At 59.8% G+C, this 22,139-nt stretch carries 18 protein-coding genes and 1 pseudogene; 13 read left to right on the top strand and 6 right to left on the bottom strand.

What is annotated here, in order from left to right:
- The first annotated feature begins 276 nt into the window (after positions 1–276).
- From FFH90_RS12895 to FFH90_RS12875, 5 genes are all read left to right on the top strand, one after another.
- Positions 277–1,302 (top strand): ABC transporter substrate-binding protein, encoded by a 1,026-nt coding sequence (locus FFH90_RS12895; protein ID WP_018927709.1) that lies wholly within the window; start codon positions 277–279, stop codon positions 1,300–1,302.
- The gene (locus tag FFH90_RS12890) at positions 1,299–2,243 is read left to right on the top strand and encodes an ABC transporter permease (RefSeq protein WP_032833935.1); all 945 of its coding nucleotides are present in this window, start codon (positions 1,299–1,301) and stop codon (positions 2,241–2,243) included. Before FFH90_RS12895 ends, FFH90_RS12890 begins: the two co-directional genes overlap by 4 nt.
- Positions 2,244–2,249: 6 nt before the next feature.
- Positions 2,250–3,059: an ABC transporter permease gene (locus tag FFH90_RS12885; RefSeq protein ID WP_026286542.1), complete on the top strand. Its 810-nt coding sequence runs from the start codon at positions 2,250–2,252 to the stop codon at positions 3,057–3,059.
- Between the two features lie 17 nt (positions 3,060–3,076).
- The gene (locus tag FFH90_RS12880) at positions 3,077–4,231 is read left to right on the top strand and encodes an ABC transporter ATP-binding protein (protein WP_018927706.1); all 1,155 of its coding nucleotides are present in this window, start codon (positions 3,077–3,079) and stop codon (positions 4,229–4,231) included.
- 221 nt (positions 4,232–4,452) lie between these two features.
- Positions 4,453–5,424 (top strand): TerC family protein, encoded by a 972-nt coding sequence (locus FFH90_RS12875; RefSeq protein WP_111454597.1) that lies wholly within the window; start codon positions 4,453–4,455, stop codon positions 5,422–5,424.
- Positions 5,425–5,473: 49 nt separating this feature from the next.
- On the opposite strand, the gene FFH90_RS12870 is transcribed toward FFH90_RS12875, so the two are convergent.
- Positions 5,474–6,880: a cytosine permease gene (locus FFH90_RS12870; protein WP_111454598.1), complete on the bottom strand. Its 1,407-nt coding sequence runs from the start codon at positions 6,878–6,880 to the stop codon at positions 5,474–5,476.
- 324 nt (positions 6,881–7,204) lie between these two features.
- Here FFH90_RS12870 and FFH90_RS12865 point away from each other — a divergent pair, with 324 nt between their 5' ends.
- Together FFH90_RS12865 and FFH90_RS12860 are read left to right on the top strand one after the other, a co-directional pair.
- Entirely contained in the window at positions 7,205–7,690 is a 486-nt protein-coding gene (locus tag FFH90_RS12865) for a flavin reductase family protein (RefSeq protein ID WP_018927703.1), read from the top strand.
- A 35-nt stretch (positions 7,691–7,725) separates the two neighbouring features.
- Complete coding sequence (locus FFH90_RS12860) at positions 7,726–8,769, top strand: LLM class flavin-dependent oxidoreductase (protein ID WP_018927702.1); 1,044 nt, start codon at positions 7,726–7,728, stop codon at positions 8,767–8,769.
- A gap of 81 nt (positions 8,770–8,850) precedes the next feature.
- Here the strand turns inward: FFH90_RS12860 and FFH90_RS12855 are convergent.
- The 5 genes and pseudogenes from FFH90_RS12855 to glnT form a co-directional block, all read right to left on the bottom strand.
- Positions 8,851–10,175 (bottom strand): annotated as a pseudogene (locus tag FFH90_RS12855) (ammonium transporter).
- Positions 10,176–10,442: 267 nt separating this feature from the next.
- Entirely contained in the window at positions 10,443–11,783 is a 1,341-nt protein-coding gene (locus FFH90_RS12850; RefSeq protein ID WP_018927700.1) for an FMN-binding glutamate synthase family protein, read from the bottom strand.
- 20 nt (positions 11,784–11,803) lie between these two features.
- Positions 11,804–12,487 (bottom strand): protein glxC, encoded by a 684-nt coding sequence (locus FFH90_RS12845; RefSeq protein WP_064617109.1) that lies wholly within the window; start codon positions 12,485–12,487, stop codon positions 11,804–11,806.
- A gap of 11 nt (positions 12,488–12,498) precedes the next feature.
- Entirely contained in the window at positions 12,499–13,404 is a 906-nt protein-coding gene (locus tag FFH90_RS12840) for a glutamine amidotransferase family protein (protein WP_018927698.1), read from the bottom strand.
- 72 nt (positions 13,405–13,476) lie between these two features.
- Complete coding sequence (glnT, locus tag FFH90_RS12835; RefSeq protein ID WP_018927697.1) at positions 13,477–14,811, bottom strand: type III glutamate--ammonia ligase; 1,335 nt, start codon at positions 14,809–14,811, stop codon at positions 13,477–13,479.
- Positions 14,812–15,093: 282 nt separating this feature from the next.
- On the opposite strand from glnT, the gene FFH90_RS12830 reads away from it, so the two are divergent.
- The 6 genes from FFH90_RS12830 to FFH90_RS12805 all read left to right on the top strand — a co-directional run bounded on the left by FFH90_RS12830 (position 15,094) and on the right by FFH90_RS12805 (position 22,136).
- Positions 15,094–15,693, top strand: coding sequence for a helix-turn-helix domain-containing protein (locus FFH90_RS12830; protein WP_018927696.1), 600 nt, complete (start codon positions 15,094–15,096; stop codon positions 15,691–15,693).
- A 241-nt stretch (positions 15,694–15,934) separates the two neighbouring features.
- Positions 15,935–16,801 carry a formyltetrahydrofolate deformylase gene (gene purU / locus FFH90_RS12825; RefSeq protein ID WP_111454602.1) on the top strand — a complete coding sequence of 289 codons (867 nt, stop codon included), beginning with the start codon at positions 15,935–15,937 and terminating at the stop codon, positions 16,799–16,801.
- The gene (gene folD / locus FFH90_RS12820) at positions 16,798–17,703 is read left to right on the top strand and encodes a bifunctional methylenetetrahydrofolate dehydrogenase/methenyltetrahydrofolate cyclohydrolase FolD (protein WP_138867291.1); all 906 of its coding nucleotides are present in this window, start codon (positions 16,798–16,800) and stop codon (positions 17,701–17,703) included. The genes purU and folD overlap by 4 nt, the downstream gene beginning before the upstream one ends.
- A complete protein-coding gene (locus FFH90_RS12815) occupies positions 17,685–18,926 on the top strand; it encodes an FAD-dependent oxidoreductase (RefSeq protein WP_105341124.1) in 1,242 nt (413 codons plus the stop codon). Before folD ends, FFH90_RS12815 begins: the two co-directional genes overlap by 19 nt.
- Before the next feature lie 13 nt (positions 18,927–18,939).
- Positions 18,940–19,242: a sarcosine oxidase subunit delta gene (locus tag FFH90_RS12810; RefSeq protein ID WP_138867290.1), complete on the top strand. Its 303-nt coding sequence runs from the start codon at positions 18,940–18,942 to the stop codon at positions 19,240–19,242.
- Positions 19,239–22,136 (top strand): 2Fe-2S iron-sulfur cluster-binding protein, encoded by a 2,898-nt coding sequence (locus FFH90_RS12805; RefSeq protein ID WP_138867289.1) that lies wholly within the window; start codon positions 19,239–19,241, stop codon positions 22,134–22,136. The genes FFH90_RS12810 and FFH90_RS12805 overlap by 4 nt, the downstream gene beginning before the upstream one ends.
- Positions 22,137–22,139 lie beyond the last annotated feature (3 nt).

Here is a 22,139-nt window from a genome sequence, read left to right as displayed (position 1 = left end):
GGGGCTGGCCCCTTTACCCGCGCAGTTCACTATTGGGTGGCCTGACGGCAAAAAAACCGCTTTTGGCTGATAACCGGTAAGGCAAAATGCTTGCACAAAGCTTGGAATACCATAATATGATATTCCATAGACCGAACGCTTCAGCCAAAAGCCCCGGCAGGGAAAAGCACAAACAACAGCTCTTGGCACGGTCGCCTTTAAGGCCAGATGGACCTACTGCTCCCGATAGGCGGGCGACAAAAGCCCGCTTAAAAACACAACAATGAGGGCGTGAAAATGGTGTTGAAGAAAAGTGCAACCGCAATACTGTTCGCGGGCTTACTGGCCACGGTCAGCCATGTGGCAATGGCGGCCGAAAGCGTCAACTTCGTCAGCTGGGGCGGTACCACCCAGGATGCGCAGAAGCAGGCCTGGGCCGATCCGTTCAGCAAGGCCACCGGCATCACCGTGGTCCAGGATGGCCCTACCGACTATGGCAAACTCAAAGCCATGGTCGAAAGCGGTAACGTGCAGTGGGACGTGGTCGACGTCGAAGCTGACTTCGCCTTGCGCGCAGCCTCCGAAGGTTTGCTCGAACCCCTCGATTTCTCCGTGATCCAGCGCGACAAAATCGACCCGCGCTTCGTCTCCGATCATGGCGTCGGTTCGTTCTTCTTCTCGTTTGTGCTCGGTTACAACGAAGGCAAGCTCGGCGCCAACAAACCTCAGGACTGGTCCGCGCTGTTCGATACCAAGACCTACCCCGGCAAACGCGCCCTCTACAAATGGCCAAGCCCTGGCGTGCTCGAATTGGCACTTCTGGCCGATGGTGTAGCTGCCGACAAACTCTATCCGCTGGACCTGGATCGGGCCTTCAAGAAGCTCGACACCATCAAGAAAGACATCGTCTGGTGGGGCGGCGGCGCGCAATCGCAACAGCTGCTGGCGTCGGGTGAGGCGAGCATGGGCCAATTCTGGAACGGCCGGATTCATGCCCTCCAGGAAGATGGTGCACCGGTGGGTGTGAGCTGGAAACAGAACCTGGTCATGGCCGACATTCTGGTCATTCCAAAAGGCTCGAAAAACAAGGCCGCGGCCATGAAGTTCCTGGCCAATGCCAGCAGCGCCAAAGGACAAGCTGACTTCTCCAACCTGACCGCCTATGCGCCGGTCAACGTCGACAGCGTGGCACGCCTGGATTCAGTGCTGGCCCCTAACCTGCCGACGGCCTACGCCAAGGATCAGATCACTCTTGATTTCGCGTACTGGGCCAAGAACGGTCCGGCCATCGCGACACGGTGGAACGAATGGCTGGTCAAATGAAAATGACGGCAACAGCGTCCCGTCAACCTACACCGACCGGGAGCGCCGCTGGCGCTGCCGGGGCGGTTCCCGGCAAGGCGGCTGCGATGAACCAATCTCCTTCCCTGGCACAGCGCTGGCGCGGGTCGAGCAATCTGATCCCCGCCCTGCTGTTCCTCGGTCTGTTCTTTCTCGCGCCGTTGATCGGCCTGCTGCTGCGGGGGGTGCTGGAGCCGGTACCGGGCCTGGGCAACTATGAACAACTGTTCGCGAACTCGGCTTACGCCCGGGTCTTGATCAACACCTTCTCGGTAGCCGGACTGGTAACGCTGTTCAGCTTGCTGCTGGGTTTTCCGCTGGCCTGGGCAATCACGCTGGTGCCCCGTGGCTGGGGCCGCTGGATGCTCAACATCGTGCTGCTGTCGATGTGGACCAGTCTGCTGGCGCGGACCTATTCCTGGCTGGTGCTGTTGCAGGCCTCCGGGGTGATCAACAAAGCGCTGATGGCGATGGGCATCATCGATCAACCCCTGGAAATGGTGCACAACCTGACCGGCGTGGTGATCGGCATGAGCTACATCATGATCCCGTTCATCGTGCTGCCGTTGCAGGCGACCATGCAGGCCATCGACCCGATGATTCTGCAAGCCGGTTCGATTTGCGGTGCCAGCCCCTGGACCAACTTCTTCCGGGTGTTCCTGCCGCTGTGCCGGCCGGGGCTGTTCTCCGGTGGCCTGATGGTGTTCGTGATGTCTCTTGGTTACTACGTGACCCCGGCCCTGCTGGGCGGCGCGCAGAACATGATGCTGCCCGAATTCATCATCCAGCAGGTGCAGTCGTTCCTCAATTGGGGACTGGCCAGCGCCGGCGCAGCCTTGCTGATCGTGATCACGCTGGTGTTGTTCTACTTCTATCTGAAGCTCCAGCCGGAATCCCCGGTTGGCGCCAGCAACGCGAGGTAAGCCGTCATGCTCCTGACCCCCAATGCCATGAGCCGCCGGATGCGTTTCGGCCTGTACTTCACCACCGGGCTGATCGCGTTGTTCCTGCTGTTGCCGATTGTGTTCATCGTGCTGCTGTCCTTCGGCTCCTCCCAGTGGCTGGTGTTCCCGCCACCGGGCTGGACACTGAAATGGTACGGCCAGTTCTTCTCCAACGCCGACTGGATGAACGCCGCCATGGCCAGTCTCAAGGTGGCGGTGCTGACTACGATCTGCGCCGTAACCCTGGGCTTGCCGACCGCGTTTGCCTTGGTGCGCGGGCGCTTCCCTGGCCGGGAAATGCTCTATGGCCTGTTCACCCTGCCGATGATCGTGCCGCTGGTGATCATCGCGGTGGCGGTGTACGCGCTGTTCCTCAAGCTTGGTTACACCGGGACGATGTTCGCTTTCGTGGTTAGTCACGTGATTGTCGCGCTGCCGTTCACCATCATCTCGATCATCAATTCGCTGAAGCTGTTCGATCAGTCGATCGAGGATGCGGCGGTGATCTGCGGTGCCTCGCGCCTGCAAGCGGTGTTCAAGGTGACCTTTCCGGCGATTCGTCCGGGCATGGTCGCCGGTGCGCTGTTCGCGTTCCTGGTTTCCTGGGATGAAGTGGTGCTGAGCGTGATGATGGCCAGCCCGACCCTGCAAACCCTTCCGGTAAAAATGTGGACCACCCTGCGCCAGGACCTGACGCCCGTGATCGCCGTCGCCTCGACGCTGCTGATCGGCCTCTCGGTATTGGTCATGGTCATCGCCGCCGCCGTTCGCCGGCGTAATCAAATCAGCGCCTGAGCGCCCAGGAGAACGACATGAGTGCCGTCATCAAAGATTCCGCGCAGCAGCACGACAAACCACTGGTCAGCCTGCGCAACCTGAACAAGTACTACGGCGACTTCGCCGCCGTGGACAACATCTCGCTGGACATCAAGGACGGTGAATTCCTCACCTTCCTCGGCTCCAGCGGCTCCGGCAAAAGCACCACCTTGTCGATGCTCGCCGGCTTCGAAACCCCGAGCAGCGGCGAGATCCTGGTCAACGGTCAATCGCTGGTCAACGTGCCGCCGCACAAGCGCGACATCGGCATGGTGTTCCAGCGTTATTCGCTATTCCCACACCTGTCGGTGCGCGACAACATCGCGTTCCCGTTGTCGATCCGCAAACTGGCCCCCGCCGAACGCGAGCGCCGGGTCGATGCCATGCTCAAACTGGTACAGCTTGAGCAGTTTGCCCATCGCCGCCCTTCACAACTCTCCGGTGGTCAGCAACAACGGGTAGCGATCGCTCGCGCGCTGGTCTATGAGCCACGCATCTTGCTGATGGACGAACCCCTCGGCGCGCTGGATAAAAAGCTGCGCGAAGACTTGCAGGACGAACTGCGCCAACTGCATCGGCGACTCGGTATCACCATTATCTACGTGACCCACGATCAGGAAGAAGCCATGCGTTTGTCTCAGCGCATCGCGATCTTCAGCCATGGCAAGATCGTGGGCCTGGGCAGCGGTTATGACCTGTACCAGAATCCGCCGAATGCGTTTGTCGCTTCGTTCCTCGGCAACTCGAATTTCCTCAAACTCAAGGCTCAGGGCAATGCGGTGGCTTCGTTTGAAGGCCAGTCGTTGTCGATTCGCCTGACAGCCGGTTTGCAAACCGATCAGGATGTATTGCTGATGGTGCGTCCGGAAAAAGCCCTGGCCCTGAGTGTCGAACAAGCGAGTCAAGAACCATTGGCGGCGGGCTGGAATGAAGTCTCGGCCAAGGTGGTGGAAGTGCTGTTCCTTGGCGAAAGCCAGACCTGCAGCGTAGTGACCTCGGGCGGCACGTCGATGACCGTCAAGGCCCTCTCTGCGGCCGGCATGCCACTCAAGGCGGGCGACCCGGTGCGCGTGCGCTGGGCGACGGCAGACGCTTGCGTTTATACCGAATGGGCTGAAAGTGATCTGAACAAAGCCGCTGGCGCTCACTGATGCAAAGGCCCACCAAGGTGGGTCCGATTTTCGCGTATCACCCTCGGGTCACCACAGCGTCGGGCTGCGGTGACCCTTTTTTATGCCGAGGATTGGTGATCATCCGCGACACTTCGTAAATAACGAACTATCGATAAGGAATAATCGATTTTTCTTCCTCGCAATTCCCCCGCTAGCATGAACCTGTCGGCTCCAGAACACGTCCAGACAGGGAGAACGACATGCAGCCTATGAACATCGGCGAACCCTGGATGTGGGTCGCCTTCATCGCCTTCGTCCTGGCCATGCTGACTCTGGATCTGTTTGTCTTCGGCGGGCGCAAGGCACATCGGGTGTCGGTGCGTGAAGCATCGTGCTGGGTCATTGCCTGGTGCGCGCTGGCGCTGGCCTTCGCGGGATTGCTCCGGTGGTACTTGAATGGCGAGTTCGGACCCGAGATCGCCCAGCGCAAAATGCTGGAATTCCTCACGGGGTATCTGATCGAGCAGTCGCTATCGATCGACAACATGTTCATCTTCGTAATGATTTTCGGCTACTTCGCCGTGCCGCCGGAGCTGCAGCGCCGAGTGCTGCTGTACGGTGTGCTCGGGGCAATCGTGATGCGCGGGGCGATGATTCTCGCCGGCGTGTGGCTGGTGTCGCAGTTCGCGTGGGTGCTGTATGTGTTCGGTGTATTCCTGATCATCACCGGGATCAAAATGCTGGTATTCGCCGGTCACCGGCCTGACCTCGATAAAAACCCCTTATTGCGCTGGATACGCGGCCATCTGCGCGTTACCAACGGGCTTCATGGCGAGCATTTTTTTGTGGTGCAAGACGGTCGGCACTGGGCGACGCCGATGTTTCTGGTACTGGTGCTGATCGAAGCCAGCGACCTGGTGTTTGCGATCGACAGCATCCCGGCGATCTTCGCCGTCACCACCGATCCATTCATTGTGTTCACATCGAACATCTTCGCGATCATGGGTTTGCGGGCGTTGTATTTCCTGCTGGCCGACATGGCTGACCGCTTTCACTTGCTCAAATACGGTTTGGCGACCGTATTGGTGTTCATCGGCACCAAGATGACGCTGATGCCGTGGCTTCACATGCCAGTTGAATGGTCACTGGCCGTTGTCGGCGGGATCATCCTGACTTCGGTGCTGTTGAGCCTGATCATGAGTCGCAAGGAGGATCGAATGCGATCCCTGTAGAAGCTGATGCGGGCTGCGGCAGCTTCTACAGGCTTGATGCCCTACATTGTCAGTCGGCATAGCCCAGCTGCGCCGCCCTGCTCTGCCGGGTTTGCCCACGCGTCGCCAGGCAATAATAAAGCGGACACGTCACCACCAACCCCACCAGCCACGAAAGATCCGCCCCCTCGACCATATTGGCATACGGCCCGACATACAACGATGTATTGGCAAACGGCAGCTGCACGATGATCCCGATGAAATACGCAACGATCGCATGCAGATTGAAGCGTCCATAAATCCCGCCGTCAGCCCGGAAGATCGACGCGATGTCGTAGCGGCCGCGCTTGATCACATAGAAGTCGATCAGATTGATCGAAGCCCACGGCACCAGTACCAGCAACAGCGCCAGGATCAAACCGATGAACTGCGAGATGAAATCCGCCGAAGCGCCCAGCGCAATAACACAGCAACCGGCCAGCACCCCGCTCGACAACACCACCCGCAGCTTGATGCTCGGCGTCCACTGGCTGGCGAAGGTCTGGATCGAAGTGATGATCGACAGCACCGCGCCATACAGATTCAAGGCGTTGTGGCTGATGATGTTGAGCAAAAACAGCACCATCAGGATCGGTCCGAGCCAGCCGGTGGATTGCTTCACCGCGGCCATCGCTTCGGTACCTTCCGGGGTCGCCAGCACCGCCACCGCGCCGAAGCTAAACGACAGAATGGTGCCCAGGGTCGCACCCATGTAAGTGGCCCAGAACGGTTTGGCGATGCCGATATCCGCCGGCAGGTAACGGGAATAGTCCGATACATAAGGCGAGAAACTGATCTGCCAGATGATCCCCAGCGATACCGTGGCCAGCCAGCCGGAGAGGTTGAAGCTGCCGCGAGTCAGGAAATCCGATGGCAAATCATGGGCGAAGATGTAAATGAACCCGGCAAGCAATGCGCTGCCCATCACCCAAGTACCGATGCGGTTGAGGGTGTGGATGAAGTTGTACCCGATCACGCCGATCGCGGTGGCGCCAAGGGCACCGATCAGGATGCTCGCCGGCACCGGAACCGCAGGCGCGATGCCGACGATTGACTTGCCGGCCAACACGATGTTGGAAATAAAGAAGCCGATGTAGATCAGCGCGGCGAAAAACACAATCAACAACGCGCCATAACGGCCGAACTGGCCACGGCTCTGGACCATCTGCGGAATGCCCATACGCGGGCCCTGGGCTGATGCAAGGGCGATCACCAGTCCGCCGAGCATATGCCCGAGGGCAATCGCCAGCAGCCCCCAGAACAGGTCGAGGTGAAACACCTGAACCACCATCGCCCCCGTCACGATCGGCAACGGTGCGATGTTGGTGCTGAACCATAAAGTGAACAGGTCGCGGGCCTTCCCATGGCGTTCCGCGAGAGGGACGTAATCGACCGTGTGATTCTCGATCAACGGGTCTTGCCGGGACATCTGGGACATGTGCATGAACTCGAGTTTGTCTGATCTTATAGTTGTACGAAGCCAAACCGGGGGTGCGGCTTGGCAGCCCTCCAGATGCGAACCATATTATGGTATTCCAACCTTTTCACAAGGCTGATCCGATACTTTACCGGTAATCTGATCTGCACCTTCTGGGGTCTTCAGTACTCAAATTCGCGCCACAAACCCCGAAAACATTGGGTTATAAGCCCTCGAAATGCGTTTATCGGCAAAAATAAAAAGCCCTTGCAAACTATGTATTACGGTATACCATCAGACCTATAAATTCATAAAAACCACCTCACAGCACCCGAGGACCCTCCAATGATCGATGCCGCCATCTACAAACAAGTCATGGGCTCGTTCCCGTCCGGGGTGACGGTCATCACCACGCTGGATGACGATGGACAAATCGTCGGCCTCACCGCCAGCGCATTCAGCTCGCTGTCGATGGACCCGGCCCTGGTGCTGTTCTGCCCCAACTACAGTTCCGATTCCTATCCCGTATTGATCAAGAACAAACGCTTTGCCATCCACGTCCTTTCCGGCGGCCAGCAAAGCGAAGCCTATGCTTTCGCCCGCAAAGGCAAGGACAAGGCGCAAGGGATCGAATGGACGTTGAGCGAACTGGGCAATCCGATCCTGGCCAACGCCACGGCCGTCATCGAGTGCGAGTTGTGGCGCGAATATGAAGGCGGCGACCACGCGATCATGGTCGGCGCCGTGAAGAACCTGATAGTGCCGCAGCACACCGCCGGCCCACTGGTGTACTGCCACGGCAAGATGGGCGCCCTGCCCGTCCTCGCCTGAACCGACAGCCAATTACAAAGATTAGAGGTAGCGTCATGAAATTTTCCCTGTTCGTACACATGGAACGTTGGGACGAAAGCGTCAGCCACCGTCAGTTGTTCGAAGAACTGACCGAACTGACCCTGATGGCCGAGGCCGGTGGCTTCAGCACTGTGTGGATCGGCGAACACCACGCCATGGAATACACCATCTCGCCAAGCCCGATGCCGCTGCTGGCGTATCTGGCCGCCAAGACCACCACCATTCACCTGGGCGCCGGCACCATCATCGCGCCGTTCTGGCACCCTCTGCGGGTAGCGGGCGAATGTGCGCTGCTGGACGTGATCAGTAACGGTCGCATGGAAGTCGGCCTGGCCCGTGGCGCCTACCAGGTCGAATTCGACCGCATGGCCGGCGGCATGCCTGCCTCGTCCGGCGGTCAGGCGCTGCGGGAAATGGTCCCGGTGGTGCGCGCCCTGTGGCAAGGCGACTACGCCCACGACGGCGAGATCTGGAAATTCCCCACTTCCACCAGCGTGCCCAAGCCGATCCAGAAGCCCAACCCGCCAATGTGGATAGCGGCTCGCGACCCCGACTCGCACAACTTCGCCGTGGCCAACGGCTGCAACGTGATGGTCACGCCATTGATGAAGGGCGACGAAGAAGTTCTCGACCTGAAGAACAAGTTTCAGACCGCCCTGGACAACAACCCGGACGTACCGCGCCCGCAATTGATGGTGTTGCGCCACACCCACGTGCATGCCGCCGATGACCCTGAGGGCTGGAAAGTCGGGGCCAAGGCGATTTCCAAGTTCTACCGCACCTTCGATGCTTGGTTCGGTAACAAGACAACACCGGTCAACGGTTTCCTGGAACCGAGCCCGGAAGAGAAGTTCGCCGAGCGCCCGGAGTTCAAACTGGAAAGCCTGCACAAAACAGCGATGATCGGCACCGCGGAAGAAATCATCCCGCGCATCAAGTATTACCAGGAACTGGGCGTCGATGAGTTCAGCTTCTGGTGCGACAACAGTCTGCCCCACGCAGAGAAGAAAAAATCCCTGGAGCTGTTCATCAAGCAGGTGGTACCAGCGTTTCGCTGAGTCCACCTATCAGGCTTTGCGATAAAACCCAGGTAAGCCAAACGCCGGCTCATGCCGGCGTTTTGCTGTCCGCGCCAGACCTCAATGGTTGTAGGCACGCTCGTTGTGCTCGGCCAGATCCAGCCCCATCTCCTCCACCGATTCATCAGCCCGTAAGCCGACAAGGACATTGACGAGTTTGAGAATGACCCAGCTCACCACGAAGCAATAGACCGTGGTCAGCGCAACGCTTTTATCTGCGCCCAGACTTGTCCTCCCAGGGTCACGCCCTCCACCAGCCCGCCCAGAGATGGTATGCAGAATACTCCGGTCAGGATCGCGCCAATCATCCCGCCGATACCGTGCAAGCCGAACACGTCGAGACTGTCGTCATAACCGAAGCGACGTTTCAGCACGGTGACGCTCAAGTAGCAGAACACCCCGCACAGCAGACCAATAGCCAACGCACCTCCAACGCCGACATAGGCGCACGCCGGCGTGATGCCCACCAGACCGGCCAAAGCCCCACTGGCCAGGCCCAAAGCACTCGGTTTGCCGACCTTGAACCACTCGGTGAACATCCAGCCGAGAATCCCGGCGCAAGCGCCCAGCTGGGTGTTGAGCATGACGATGCCGGAGGTGCCATTCAGACCGCCGCCAGAGCCGATGTTGAAGCCGAACCAGCCGACCCAGAGCATGGCCGCACCGGCCATGGTCAGGCTCAAGTTATGCGCCGGCATTGGCTCGTTTTGGTAACCCTTGCGTTTGCCCAGGATCAGGCACGCCGCCAGCGCTGCAACACCCGCATTGATATGTACCGCGGTGCCACCGGCAAAGTCGAGGACGCCCCAGTTATGCATCAAGGCCCCCGAACCACCCCAGACCATGTGCGCTACCGGGGCGTACACGAGGGTGAACCACAGCGCCATGAACAGCAGCGCCGCCGAGAACTTCATGCGTTCGGCGAATGCCCCGGCGATCAGCGCCGGGGTGATGATGGCGAAGGTCATCTGGAAGGTCACGAACACCCCTTCCGGAATTTCACCGACAAGGCTTTCCGGTGTCATGCCCGCCAGAAAGGCCCGGCTCAATCCACCGACAAAACTGTTGAACGTCACCTGTCCCTCGACCATGCCGGTGCTGTCGACCACCATGCTGTAGCCATAAATCACCCACAGCACCCCCACCAGGCCGGCGATGCCGAAGCACTGGGTAAACAACGACAGCATGTTTTTTGCCCGCACCAGGCCGCCGTAAAACAACGCAAGGCCTGGCAGACACATGAACAACACCAGCACGGCGGCGGTGACCATCCAGGCCGTGCTGCCGGTGTTCAACGTGGGAGCATCGGCTGCCTGTGCCAGCGGCACGAGCGCGCCGGCAGCCAGTAGGCCGAAAAGGGACTTGCCGAGAAGACGATTGACCATGTTCAAAGCTCCTGCAAAAGAAATGGGAAGTGTCGGGCAGTGAGCAAAGTAAGTGCGTACGGGTCTCTTGGGAGACCTCTTGATCGTTGGGCGAGCCTGCAGGCCAACCGACGTTTGTGGCGAGGCGCAGAACCTGTAGGAGCCTGGCTTGCCCGCGAAGAATGCACCGCGTTTTTTCACGTATTACGCGTCATCGTTCTTCGCAGGCTAGCCACGTTCCTACTTTCATTGGGGCTTGCCCCCTCGCCACAGGTTATCTCACCGGTTTCAATAACCACCCGAGCCCGGAACCCAGTTGGTCCCCGCCAACGGCACCCGCGCCATGGCGGCCGACTCCACCGTCAATGCCACCAAATCCTCGGGATCGAGGTTATGCAAGTGCGACTTGCCACACGCCCGGGCCATGGTCTGCGCCTCCAGTACCAATACCCGCAGGTAGTTGGCCAAACGCCGACCGCCTTCCACTGGATCCAGACGTTTGGACAGCTCCGGATCCTGGGTAGTGATCCCCGCCGGGTCGCGGCCGTTCTGCCAGTCGTCGTAGAAACCGGCGGCCGAGCCGATTTTCTTCAGTTCCTCGTCCAGGCGTGGATGGTTATCACCCAAGGCAATCAGCGCCGCCGTGCCGATGGCCACCGCATCCGCGCCCAGCGCCATCGCCTTGGCCACATCGGCGCCGTTGCGAATACCACCCGACACGATCAACTGCACCTTGCGATGCATGCCCATCTCCTGCAAAGCCTGTACCGCTTGCGGGATGGCCGGCAGAATCGGAATCCCCACGTGTTCGATAAACACTTCCTGAGTCGCCGCGGTGCCGCCCTGCATGCCGTCAAGGACAATCACATCCGCGCCTGCCTTCACCGCCAATTTGACGTCGTAGTACGGCCGGCTCGCGCCGATTTTCACGTAGATCGGTTTTTCCCAATCCGTGATTTCACGGATCTCGGCAATTTTGATCGCCAGGTCATCCGGGCCGGTCCAGTCCGGGTGACGGCAGGCGCTGCGCTGATCGACACCGATCGGCAACGTGCGCATGCCGGCCACCCGCTCGGTGACTTTCATGCCCAGCAGCATGCCGCCGCCACCGGGTTTGGCGCCCTGGCCCAGGACGATTTCGATGGCGTCGGCTTTACGCAGGTCGTCCGGGTTCATGCCGTAGCGCGATGGCAAATACTGATAAACCAAATGCTGGGATTGACCGCGTTCTTCCGGGGTCATGCCACCGTCACCGGTAGTGGTGCTGGTGCCGGCGATGGTCGCGCCACGGCCCAGCGCCTCCTTGGCATTGGCCGACAACGCACCGAAACTCATGCCGGCAATGGTTACCGGAATCTTCAGGTGGATCGGCTTCTTGGCGAAGCGGTTGCCGAGGATCACATCGGTGCCGCACTTCTCCCGATAACCTTCCAGCGGGTAGCGTGAAACGCTGGCGCCCAGCAGCAACAAGTCATCGAAGTGCGGCAGCTTGCGCTTGGTGCCACCGCCGCGAATGTCATAGATGCCGGTTTCAGCGGCACGCTGTATTTCCTGAATGGTCAGGCGGTCGAAGGTCGCGGACTCACGCAACACTGGAGTGCCTGCTTTTTGGGTAGTAGGGTCGCTCATGTCTATTCTCCTCGCGCGGATCAGTACGCGGATGCGTTATCGACTTTGAAGTTGTACAACTGACGGGCCGAGCCATAGCGCTTGAAGTCAGTCGCCTTATGCTCGAAACCGGCACGGTTCAGCAGGACTTGCAGCTCCTCCAAGTGTTCGGCGCGCATCTCTTTTTCGACGCAGTCCGAACCCAGAGATGCGACGCTACCCTTCACGTAAATATGGGTCTCGTATAACGAATCACCCAGTGCATCGCCGGCATCGCCGCACACCACCAGGCGTCCCGCCTGGCCCATGAAACAACTCATATGGCCAATGCTGCCGCCGACCACGATGTCGATACCCTTCATGGAAATCCCGCAACGCGCACCAGCATCACCTTCAATCACCAGCAGCCCGCCATGGGCCGTGGCACCGGCCGCCTGAGAGGCGCTACCTTTGACCCGGACGTAGCCGGACATCATGTTCTCGGCGCAACCGACACCGACATTGCCGTGGACGGTGATCGAAGCCTTTTGATTCATGCCGGCGCAGTAGTAACCGGCGTGGCCCTGGATCTCGATGGACACGGCCTGGTTCACCCCGACCGCGAGGTTGTGCTTGCCGTTCGAATGAGTCACCACCCATTCGCGGTCTTCAACGTTGTTGACCTGGTCGTGCAGCGCCTGGTTGAGGTCGCGCACGGTGGCAATGGAAAGATCGATGGTTTTCATGTGTGCGCCCCTTAAGCTGACTCGCGTTCCCAGATGTACATAGTGGCCGGTGCCGGTTCCCAGACCCTCGCGTGTTCGATCCCCGGCAGGCTCGACAGCGCCTGGTATTCGGAAGCCATAGCGACGTAGTCCTCCGTCTCGGCGAGGATCGCCGGCTTGCAGGCGATCGGATCGCGGATCACCGCAAAACCGTTACGGGTACCGATGGCGAAGGTGAAGAAGCCGTCCAGATCCTCCAGCGAATGATCCAGTGCCTCCTTCAGCGAGTCGCCCTGTTGCAGGCGCCAGGTCAGGTAGCCGGCGGCGACTTCGGTGTCGTTGTCGGTCTCGAAGTGAATGCCTTCGCGCTTAAGTTCCTGACGCAGGCGGAAGTGGTTGGACAGCGAGCCGTTGTGCACCAGGCACAGGTCGGCGCCGGTGGAGAACGGGTGGCTGCCTTCCATGGTCACCGCGCTTTCGGTGGCCATCCGGGTGTGGCCGATGATGTGGCTGCCCTTCATGCCGGCCAGGCCAAAGCGTTGGGAAATCTCCTGGGGCAAGCCCATACCCTTAAGGATTTCGATGCTTTGTCCAGCGCTCATAATGCGTACGCTCGGCGCCAGCTCAGCGAGGGCCAAGCGTACCGGCGCCTCTTCGGCATTGACCTTGAGCACGGCGGCGTTGGCGTTCTGGAACCAGTCCAGCGAGCAGCCGAGGCGCCCTTCCAGCTCACCCATCAGGGTTGTCCAGTCGAAGCCTTCGGTGGTCGCCTGCAGGGTCAGCTTGACCCAGCCATCGGCGACTTCATCGCCGTAAATGGCGAAGCCGGCACTGTCCGGGCCACGATCGGTCATGGCCTGCAACATGGGTTCAAACAGCTGGCCGAGCTGAGATTCCAGCTGTGGATTTTTCAGATAAAGACCTACGATTCCACACATATCAAGTCTCCTTCGGAGGCAGTGAACACTCGACGCCATGCCGGGTGCCCGAATGGTTGTCACAACTCAGTGTTAGAAAAATTCGGTGTAGCGCTGGATTTCCCAGTCGGAGACGTGGCGGCTGTATTCCACCCACTCCATGCGCTTGAGCTTGATGAACTCGCCGACGATCTGCGGACCCAGCACCTCGGCGAACAACGGGTCGGCTTCCAGCGCATCGCAGGCTTCCTTGAGCGATTGCGGCAAAGTCTTGATGCCCCGTGCAGCGATCTGCTCCAGGCTCAGGCTGTAGAGGTTTTCATTGCAAACCTGGTCGATTTCCAGCTGACGGTCGACGCCATCCAGGCCGGCCGCAATGATCGCGGCGCTGACCAGATAGGGATTGCAACCGGCGTCCGGCAGGCGGAATTCGAGGCGGCCGTAAGGCACCCGCACCATCGCCGAACGGTTGTTTGCGCCGAAGGCAATAAAGGCCGGCGCCCAGGTCGCGCCGGACAACGAGTTGCCCACCACCAGACGCTTGTAGGAGTTGACCGTCGGCGCGGCGAAGGCACATAGCGCCGGGCCGTGGGCCAGCAGACCGGCGGCGAAGTGATAAGCCATTTTCGACAGGCCCATGCCGCTCGGGTCGCTGGCGTCATGGAACAGGTTCTTGTTCTCGGCGCTGCTGATCGACAGGTGAAAGTGCATGCCGTTGCCGGCACGTTTCGGGTCTGGTTTGGGCATGAACGAGCAGATCATGTCCAGGTCATTGGCAATCTCGCCGGCGGCCATGCGGAAGAAGGTGAAGCGGTCCGCCGAGGTCATGGCGTCGCTGTAGGTGTAGTTGATTTCGAACTGGCCGTTGGCGTCCTCATGGTCGATTTGATAGACCTCGAAATCCACCGCCTGCAAAGCTTCCGTCAGGCGTTCAAGAAACACCCGGGAGCGCGACAGGCCTTTGTAGTCGTAGCAAGGCTTGTCCAGGTTGTCGCTGAGGTCGACCAGTTGCAGCTTGCCCTGCTCGTCGCGGCGCATCAGGTTGAACTCGGGCTCCAGACCAGTGTTGAGGGTCCAACCCTTTTCTTCCAGGCGTTGCACTTGTTGCTGCAGCACATAACGGCTGTCATAGGGATGGGGCTTGCCGTCGACGTGGCCGATGCACACCACCCGCCCGTAACCCGGTTGCCAGGGCACTGCCGTCAGCGTCGACAGATCGCCACGGGCCATAAAGTCCGGGCCGTGAGGTTCCATGCCCATGCCGCTGATCGCGAACCCGGCAAACCCCGCTCCTTCCTCGGCAACAGCCTTGAGCCCACAGATGGGCACCGACTTGGTTTTGGCCGCCCCGTGTATATCCACAAACTGCGCAAGCACATACTTGATCCCGTGCTTGTCGATGATGCGCTGGGTTTCTGCTGGCAACATTGCTCGTCACTCCTCGCGAAAGGCAAAACATTGTGGATGGGCCTTGACTGACTTTTTATTCCTAAAAAGAAAGTTAGTTTCCCACTAGGAATGCAAGGCCCTTGCCAGATTCGCGAGTGAAGCGTTGATTCGCCGAGAAAAGCGCTTTTGTGCTGTATATATGGGAAAATTCTTTTCCCAGTGGGAATACCGCCCAATGGATGCGAGCTGAGCGCCGCGATTTGCACTTTCTCAGTGCGAAACTAATATTACCGAACGGAAAGTGTGCAGGATCTGATGACTATGCCGACCGAAACCGCCCCGCGCCTCAAGCTTGAGCAATACCTGGGTTTGCAGATCAAGCGCCAACGCCAGGCGCAGGATCTGAAACTGTCCGATGTAGCCAAGATCGCCGATATCAGCCAGGGCATGCTGAGCAAGATCGAAAACGCCCAGGTGTCCACCAGCCTCGATACCCTGAGCCGTCTGTGCGACGTGCTGGGCCTGCCGTTGTCGAAATTGTTCAGCGAATACGACCAGCAAGATGGCAGCGCGTTGTTGGTCAAGGCTGATCAGGGGATGGAAGTGGTTCGGCGAGGGACCGAGAAAGGTCACACCTACCATCTGCTCAATCACACCCGTGGGCCGAAGAAGAGTTTCGAGGCGTACATGGTGAGCATGGATGACGCGAGTGAAGAGTTTCCGACCTTCTCCCACCCGGGCACCGAATTCCTGCACTTGCTGGAAGGCGAACTGATTTATCGCCACGGCAATCAGCTGTACCGCATGGAAGCCGGCGACAGCCTGACCTTCGAAGGGGAAATTCCCCATGGCCCCGAGCAACTGGTGCAGGTGCCGATCCGTATGCTGTCGATCATGAATTACGGCAACGACAAAGAGTAACGCCCCCCTCTCCCTCGCTTTTCAGATGCCTTGGGGTCGGCTCATGCCGACCTCACGCTTTTTCCTGCCAGTTAAAAAACTTTCACAAAAGATCTGGACGCCACGCGGCCATTCCCCTATAAAGCCACCAACAGGAATATATTATTCCCCACAAGAAAATGCGCTCATGGATGAGCCTGCTGTCCGCTGATGATTTTTTTCGCTATGCGATGAGCTGCCGCCATCATCCCGAGGACGTGTCATGCAACACGAAAAAAACCATTTCATTATCAAGATCACCTGTCCCGCGGTGTCTGGCATTGTCGCTGCCGTCACCACCTACCTGGCGGACAACGGTTGCTACATCGGGGAGATGGCGCAATTCGACGACGACTTCAGCGGCCGTTTTTTCATGCGCGCGGTGTTCCGTTTCAACGACGGCCACCAGGGCGATATTCAGCAGATCAAGGATGGTTTCGCCGACGTCGCCCAAGCGTTCGACATGACCTGGGAATTGCACGATACCCGTGAACCGATGCGCGTACTGCTGATGGTCAGCAAGTTCGACCACTGCCTGACCGACCTGCTCTACCGCTACCACAAGGGCGAGATGGACATGACCATCACCGCCATCGTCTCCAACCACCTCGACCTGCGGCCCATGGCCGAACGCGAGGGCATTCGCTTCATCTACCTGCCAGTCACCAAAGACACTAAGGTGCAACAAGAAACCGAGTTGATGAAGATCGTCGACGACACTCGCACCGAACTGGTGGTGCTGGCGCGCTACATGCAAATCCTCTCCGACGATTTGTGCAAGCAACTCTCGGGCCGGGCGATCAACATCCACCATTCGTTCCTGCCCGGGTTCAAAGGCGCGAAGCCCTATCACCAGGCCTACCAGCGTGGTGTGAAACTGATCGGCGCCACGGCGCATTACGTCACCAGCGACCTCGACGAGGGGCCGATCATCGAGCAGGAAGTGCAGCGCGTCGATCACGTCTATCTGCCCGACGATTTGGTGGCTACCGGGCGTGACACCGAAACCGTGGCCCTGTCCAAAGCGGTCAAGTACCACCTGGAACACCGGGTTTTCCTCAACCAGGACAGAACGGTGATCTTCCGGTGAACGCGCCCCGACTGATTGACGGCAAAGCCGCCGCCGCCCGTGTGTTGGCACAGGTCCGCGAGGACGTGGACAGCCTGCGCGAGCAAGACATTCAACCGGCACTGGCCGTAATTCTGGTGGGCAGCGACCCGGCCAGCCAGGTCTACGTGCGCAACAAAATCCTGCGCACCGAAGAGGTCGGTATCCGCTCCGTGGAGCACCGGTTGTCTACGGACACCAGCACCGAACAGCTACTCAATTTGATTGCCTGCCTGAATGCCGACCACTCGATCAACGGCATTCTCTTGCAACTGCCGTTACCGGCGCATATCGACGAATTACGTGCACTGGAGGCCATCGACCCGGACAAGGACGTCGACGGTTTTCATAGCCAGAACGTCGGCGGACTCAGCCAGGGTCGCACCGTGCTTGCGCCCTGCACCCCCAGCGGCTGCCTGTATTTGCTGGAGCAAACCTGCGGCGACCTGCGCGGCAAGCATGCGGTGGTGGTTGGTCGCTCGAACATCGTCGGCAAGCCCATGGCCGCGCTGCTGCTCAAGGCTGACTGCTCGGTGACTGTGCTGCATTCGCGCAGTCGCGATGCGCAAGCCCTGTGCCGTCAGGCCGACATCGTCATTGCCGCCGTGGGTCGGCCGCGGCTGATCGATGCCGGCTGGCTCAAGCCCGGCGCGGTGGTGATCGACGTCGGCATCAATCGCATCGACGACGATGGTCGCAGCCGTCTGGTGGGCGACGTCGACTTCGACAGTGCTCTGCCCCACGTCGCGGCGATCACCCCGGTACCCGGTGGTGTCGGCCCGATGACCATCGCCTTTCTGATGAAAAACACCGTCAGCGCAGCCGTTGCGCAACACCAGGCCCTACGCAGCCAATCGGAGGCCCTATGCCATTCAATCTATTGAAGTACGGGCTGAGTTCGGAGTACCCGGTGGAAGTGGATTTGCCGCCACCGAAGGAACTCAAGCCGAGCTATGACGTGGTGATCATCGGTGCTGGCGGCCATGGCCTGGCCACCGCTTATTACCTGGCCAAGTACCACGGCATCACCAACATCGCGGTGCTGGAAAAGTCCTATCTGGGCGGCGGCAACACGGCTCGCAACACTGCAGTGATCCGCTCCAACTACCTGACCAGTGAGGGCGTACGCTTTTATGCCGAGTCGGTGCGAATGTTTCAGGGGCTGTCCAACGAGTTCGATTTCAACATCATGTACTCCGAGCGCGGCCAACTGACCCTGGCCCACACCGATGCCACGGTGCGTTCGTTCCGTCAGCGCGCCGAGGTCAACAAACACTTCGGCGGCCGTACCGAGATGATCGACCGCCAGCAGATCCGCGAGCTGGTGCCCAGTCTCAACCTCGATCCCGGCCACTTGCCGGTGCTCGCCGGGCTCTGGCACATCGACGGCGCCACCGCACGCCACGACGCCGTGGCCTGGGGGTACGCCAAACAGGCGGCCAAGCGCGGGGTGGAAATCCATCAGCTCACCGAAGTCCAGGACCTGATCATCGAGAACGGCGCGATCACCGCCGTCAAAACCAACCGCGGCACGATTAAATGTGGTTGCGCGGTGCAGGCGATTGCCGGGCACAGTTCCTTGCTGATGGCCAAGGCCGGGATTCGTTCGCCGATCCAGACCTTCCCGCTGCAAGCGATGGTCACGCAGCCGTTCAAGCCGTTTCTCGACCCGCTGGTGAGCTCCTCCGCCCTGCACTGCTACGTGCAGCAAACCAGTCGTGGCGAAGTGGTGTTCGGCGGCGGCTCCGATCCCTATCCATTGTTCAACACTCGGTCGACCCTGGACCTCAAGGAAAGCTTGCTGGCCCACGCCATCGAGATGTTCCCGTTCCTGGCCAACGCCAAGCTGATGCGCCAATGGGCCGGCATTACTGACATGACCCCGGATTACAGCCCGATCATGGGCCTGTCGCCGGTGAAGAACTACTACCTCGACGCTGGCTGGGGCACCTGGGGCTTCAAAGCTACGCCGATCTGCGGCAAGACCATGGCCGAGTTGGTCGCCAGCGGCGGCAAGGTGCCGGAGTTGATCAAGCCCTTTGGTCTCGAACGCTTTTCGACCTTCCAGCAAGTCAACGAAATGGGCGCCACGGCGGCCAGCCACTGACGGAGAGCAGACGATGAAAATCATGAATTGCCCGCTCAACGGGCCGCGCAACATCAGCGAGTTCACCTATGGCGGTGAGTTCAAGCCAATGCCCGACCCAGTTAATTGCAGCGATGCCGAATGGGCCGACTACGTGTTCAACACCGACAACCTCGCCGGCGTGGTGCGCGAATGGTGGATGCATACACCGTCCAGCTACTGGTTTCTGGCAGAACGTCACACCGTCAGCGATGAAATCCTGCACACCTTCGACCCTAAAGAACTGTTCAGCACCCGTGTCGAGTTCAGCGCAATTGCCAAGGAGATCGCAGGATGAACCGCCTACCCGCCCCCATGGGCCTGCTGATTAACCGCGATCAGCCGCTGGATTTCAGTTTCGACGGCGACCGTTATCAGGGCTTGCAAGGCGACAGCATCGCCAGCGCCTTGTTGGCCAACGGACGCTTCCTGATTTCCCGTTCGTTCAAATACCATCGCCCGCGTGGCCCGCTGACCATGGCCGGCCAAGACGCCAACAGTCTGGTGCAACTGCCCGAAGAACCTAACGTCCTGGCCGATGCACACGCTTTGTCCGCCGGCTTGCAAGTCACGGCGCAGAACGTCAATGGCTCGCTGGACAATGACCGCGATGCTTACCTGGGCAAGTTTTCCAAATTCATGCCAGTGGGGTTCTACTACCGCTCGTTCTACAAACCCAAAGGCATGTGGAAGGTCTGGGAACCGATCATTCGCAAAAAGGCTGGCCTCGGCGTGCTCGACCTGACCTTCCAGCCCGAGTATTACGACAAAGCATATCTGTTCACCGATCTGGCGGTGATCGGCGCAGGACCCGCCGGCCTGTACGCGGCCCTCACTGCAGCGAATGCCGGAGCCAAGGTTCTACTCATCGAGCAGCAGCCAATTCTCGGCGGCTCGCTGACCTATGCCCGCTTCGATATCGAAGGTAAAAGAGCAGAAAACCTACGCCGCGAATTGCTCGCTGCGGTGCAACAGCACGCCAACATCCAGATACTCACAGAAGCTACCTGCAACGCCTGGTTCACCGACAACTACCTGCCGGTGATTCAGGGCAAGCGCCTGTACAAGGTGCGTGCCCGCCAGTGCCTGGTGTGCAGCGGCTCTTTCGACCAACCGGTGATCTTTCGCAACAACGACCTGCCGGGCGTGATGCTGACCAGCGCCGCGCAACGGCTGATGAAGCTGTATGCGGTCAAACCCGGCAAACGCGCCGTGGTGCTGACGGGTAACGATGATGGTTATCTCGCCGCCCTCGATCTGCATGATCAAGGCGTGGAAGTGGCCGCTCTGGTGGACCTCCGTACAGGACCCGGCGACGCAGCCCTGTCCGAAGCGTTGGCCAAGCGCAAAATTCGTTGTTTGAGCAACAGTACGGTGTACGAAGCCCTGTACGAAAAAGGCATGCGCCATGTCACTGGCGTCGACGTGCGCAAGATCACCGCACAGGGTCAGGTCGCCGACAGTGGGCACCACCTGGATTGCGATTTGCTGTGCATGTCAGCCGGTTACATGCCGGTCTATCAACTGCTGTGCCAGGCCGGCGGCAAACTGGCCTATGACGACCAGCGTGCGGAGTTCACTCTCAATGGCCTGCCACAGAACCTCGCCGTTGCCGGTTCGGTCAATGGTCGCCACCAACTGGACAACGTGATCGCCGACGGCGTGAATGCCGGTACTGACGCCGCCCTCGCCCTCGGCCTGACAGTCGGCGCGCAACGCGCGCCGTTCAGCGGCGAAGCTCGGGTCAACTTCAACTGGCCGATTTTCCCTCATCCCAAGGGCAAGGATTTCGTCGACTTTGACGAGGATCTGCAAGTGGCCGACATCGTCAATGCAACGAAAATCGGCTACCGCGACGTGCAACTGGTCAAGCGCTACTCCACCGTAGGCATGGGCCCGTCCCAGGGACGACATTCGGCACTGCCGACTGCGCGTCTGGTGGCTTGGGCGACCCAGCGCAACATCAGCGAAACCGGGGTGACCACCGCTCGGCCGCCCTTTGTTGCCGAGAAACTGGCACATGTCGCCGGTCGCGCTTTTGATCCCTATCGGCAAACGCCGATGCATGCGCGCCATTTGCAAGCCGGGGCGAAGATGATGCCCGCCGGCATCTGGCAACGTCCGGCCTACTACGGCAGCGCCAAGGATCGCGAGGCGTGCATGCAGGCCGAAGCCCTGCACGTGCGCAACAAGGTTGGCCTCATTGACGTCTCGACCCTGGGCGGCCTCGATGTGCGCGGTCCGGACGCCGCCGAACTGCTCAACCGGATGTACACCTTTGCGTTCCTCAAGCAGCCAGTCGGCCGTTCCCGCTACGCGCTAATGACCAATGAGCACGGGGTGGTGATCGACGACGGCGTCTGCGCGCGGTTTGCCGAGAACCATTTCTACGTCACCGCCACCACCAGCGGTGTCGACCGAATCTATCAGCAGATGCTCAAGTGGAATGCGCAATGGCGCCTTGACGTGGACGTTGCCAACGTCACCGCGGCTATCTGCGCGGTCAACGTCGCCGGCCCCGACTCGCGCAAGGTACTGGAACAGGTCTGCAGCGACCTGGACCTGAGTGCCGAAGCGTTCCCTTATCTGGGAGTGCGCCAGGGCACGGTGGCAGGCATCAAGGCTCGGTTGCTGCGGGTCGGTTTTGTCGGCGAACTGGGCTATGAAATCCACGTCCCGGCGCGCCACGGACTCAAGCTCTGGGACGCGCTGATGGAGGCCGGCAAGGTGCATGACATCCGCCCGTTCGGCGTGGAAACCCAACGCCTGCTACGTCTGGAAAAAGGCCATGTGATCATCAGTCAGGACACTGACGGCATGACCCACCCCGCGGAAATCGACATGGGCTGGGCGGTCAGTCGCACCAAACCATTCTTCGTCGGTCGCCGCTCGGTGGACATCCTCGAAGCCCAGCCGCTGAAACGCAAACTGGTCGGTTTCACCTTGCCCAAGGGCAGCCCACAACCACTGGAAGGCCATCTGGTGCTCAACGGCCCGGACATCAGCGGCAACGTCACCTCCTGCGAATATTCCGCCTCTCTGGGCAAGATCATCGGCCTGGCCTACGCCGGCATCGACCAGAGCACGCCTGGGCAACGGATTCCGATCCGCGTCGAAGGCGGCATCGTGGTCCAGGCCGAAGTGGTGAAATTGCCTTTCTTCGATCCCGATAATCAACGCCAGGAACTTTGAGTC

It is taken from the genome of Pseudomonas sp. ATCC 43928, from assembly GCF_005938665.2.
Classification (GTDB): Bacteria; Pseudomonadota; Gammaproteobacteria; order Pseudomonadales; family Pseudomonadaceae; genus Aquipseudomonas.
The sequence above is the reverse complement of the archived record's forward strand: the minus strand, read 5'-3'. Positions and strand labels throughout refer to the sequence as shown.

Excerpts from the sequence above, each read along its gene's own strand:
- FFH90_RS12850 (WP_018927700.1), bottom strand. The coding sequence starts at position 11,783 with ATGAGCGACCCTACTACCCAAAAAGCAGGCACTCCAGTGTTGCGTGAG.
- FFH90_RS12840 (WP_018927698.1), bottom strand. The coding sequence starts at position 13,404 with ATGTGTGGAATCGTAGGTCTTTATCTGAAAAATCCACAGCTGGAATCT.
- FFH90_RS12865 (WP_018927703.1), top strand. The coding sequence starts at position 7,205 with ATGATCGATGCCGCCATCTACAAACAAGTCATGGGCTCGTTCCCGTCC.
- FFH90_RS12890 (WP_032833935.1), top strand. The coding sequence starts at position 1,299 with ATGAAAATGACGGCAACAGCGTCCCGTCAACCTACACCGACCGGGAGC.
- FFH90_RS12830 (WP_018927696.1), top strand. The coding sequence starts at position 15,094 with ATGCCGACCGAAACCGCCCCGCGCCTCAAGCTTGAGCAATACCTGGGT.
- FFH90_RS12860 (WP_018927702.1), top strand. The coding sequence starts at position 7,726 with ATGAAATTTTCCCTGTTCGTACACATGGAACGTTGGGACGAAAGCGTC.
- FFH90_RS12875 (WP_111454597.1), top strand. The coding sequence starts at position 4,453 with ATGCAGCCTATGAACATCGGCGAACCCTGGATGTGGGTCGCCTTCATC.
- FFH90_RS12810 (WP_138867290.1), top strand. The coding sequence starts at position 18,940 with ATGAAAATCATGAATTGCCCGCTCAACGGGCCGCGCAACATCAGCGAG.
- FFH90_RS12805 (WP_138867289.1), top strand. The coding sequence starts at position 19,239 with ATGAACCGCCTACCCGCCCCCATGGGCCTGCTGATTAACCGCGATCAG.
- FFH90_RS12895 (WP_018927709.1), top strand. The coding sequence starts at position 277 with ATGGTGTTGAAGAAAAGTGCAACCGCAATACTGTTCGCGGGCTTACTG.
- FFH90_RS12845 (WP_064617109.1), bottom strand. The coding sequence starts at position 12,487 with ATGAAAACCATCGATCTTTCCATTGCCACCGTGCGCGACCTCAACCAG.
- FFH90_RS12815 (WP_105341124.1), top strand. The coding sequence starts at position 17,685 with ATGCCATTCAATCTATTGAAGTACGGGCTGAGTTCGGAGTACCCGGTG.
- FFH90_RS12880 (WP_018927706.1), top strand. The coding sequence starts at position 3,077 with ATGAGTGCCGTCATCAAAGATTCCGCGCAGCAGCACGACAAACCACTG.
- glnT (WP_018927697.1), bottom strand. The coding sequence starts at position 14,811 with ATGTTGCCAGCAGAAACCCAGCGCATCATCGACAAGCACGGGATCAAG.
- FFH90_RS12885 (WP_026286542.1), top strand. The coding sequence starts at position 2,250 with ATGCTCCTGACCCCCAATGCCATGAGCCGCCGGATGCGTTTCGGCCTG.
- FFH90_RS12870 (WP_111454598.1), bottom strand. The coding sequence starts at position 6,880 with ATGTCCCAGATGTCCCGGCAAGACCCGTTGATCGAGAATCACACGGTC.
- purU (WP_111454602.1), top strand. The coding sequence starts at position 15,935 with ATGCAACACGAAAAAAACCATTTCATTATCAAGATCACCTGTCCCGCG.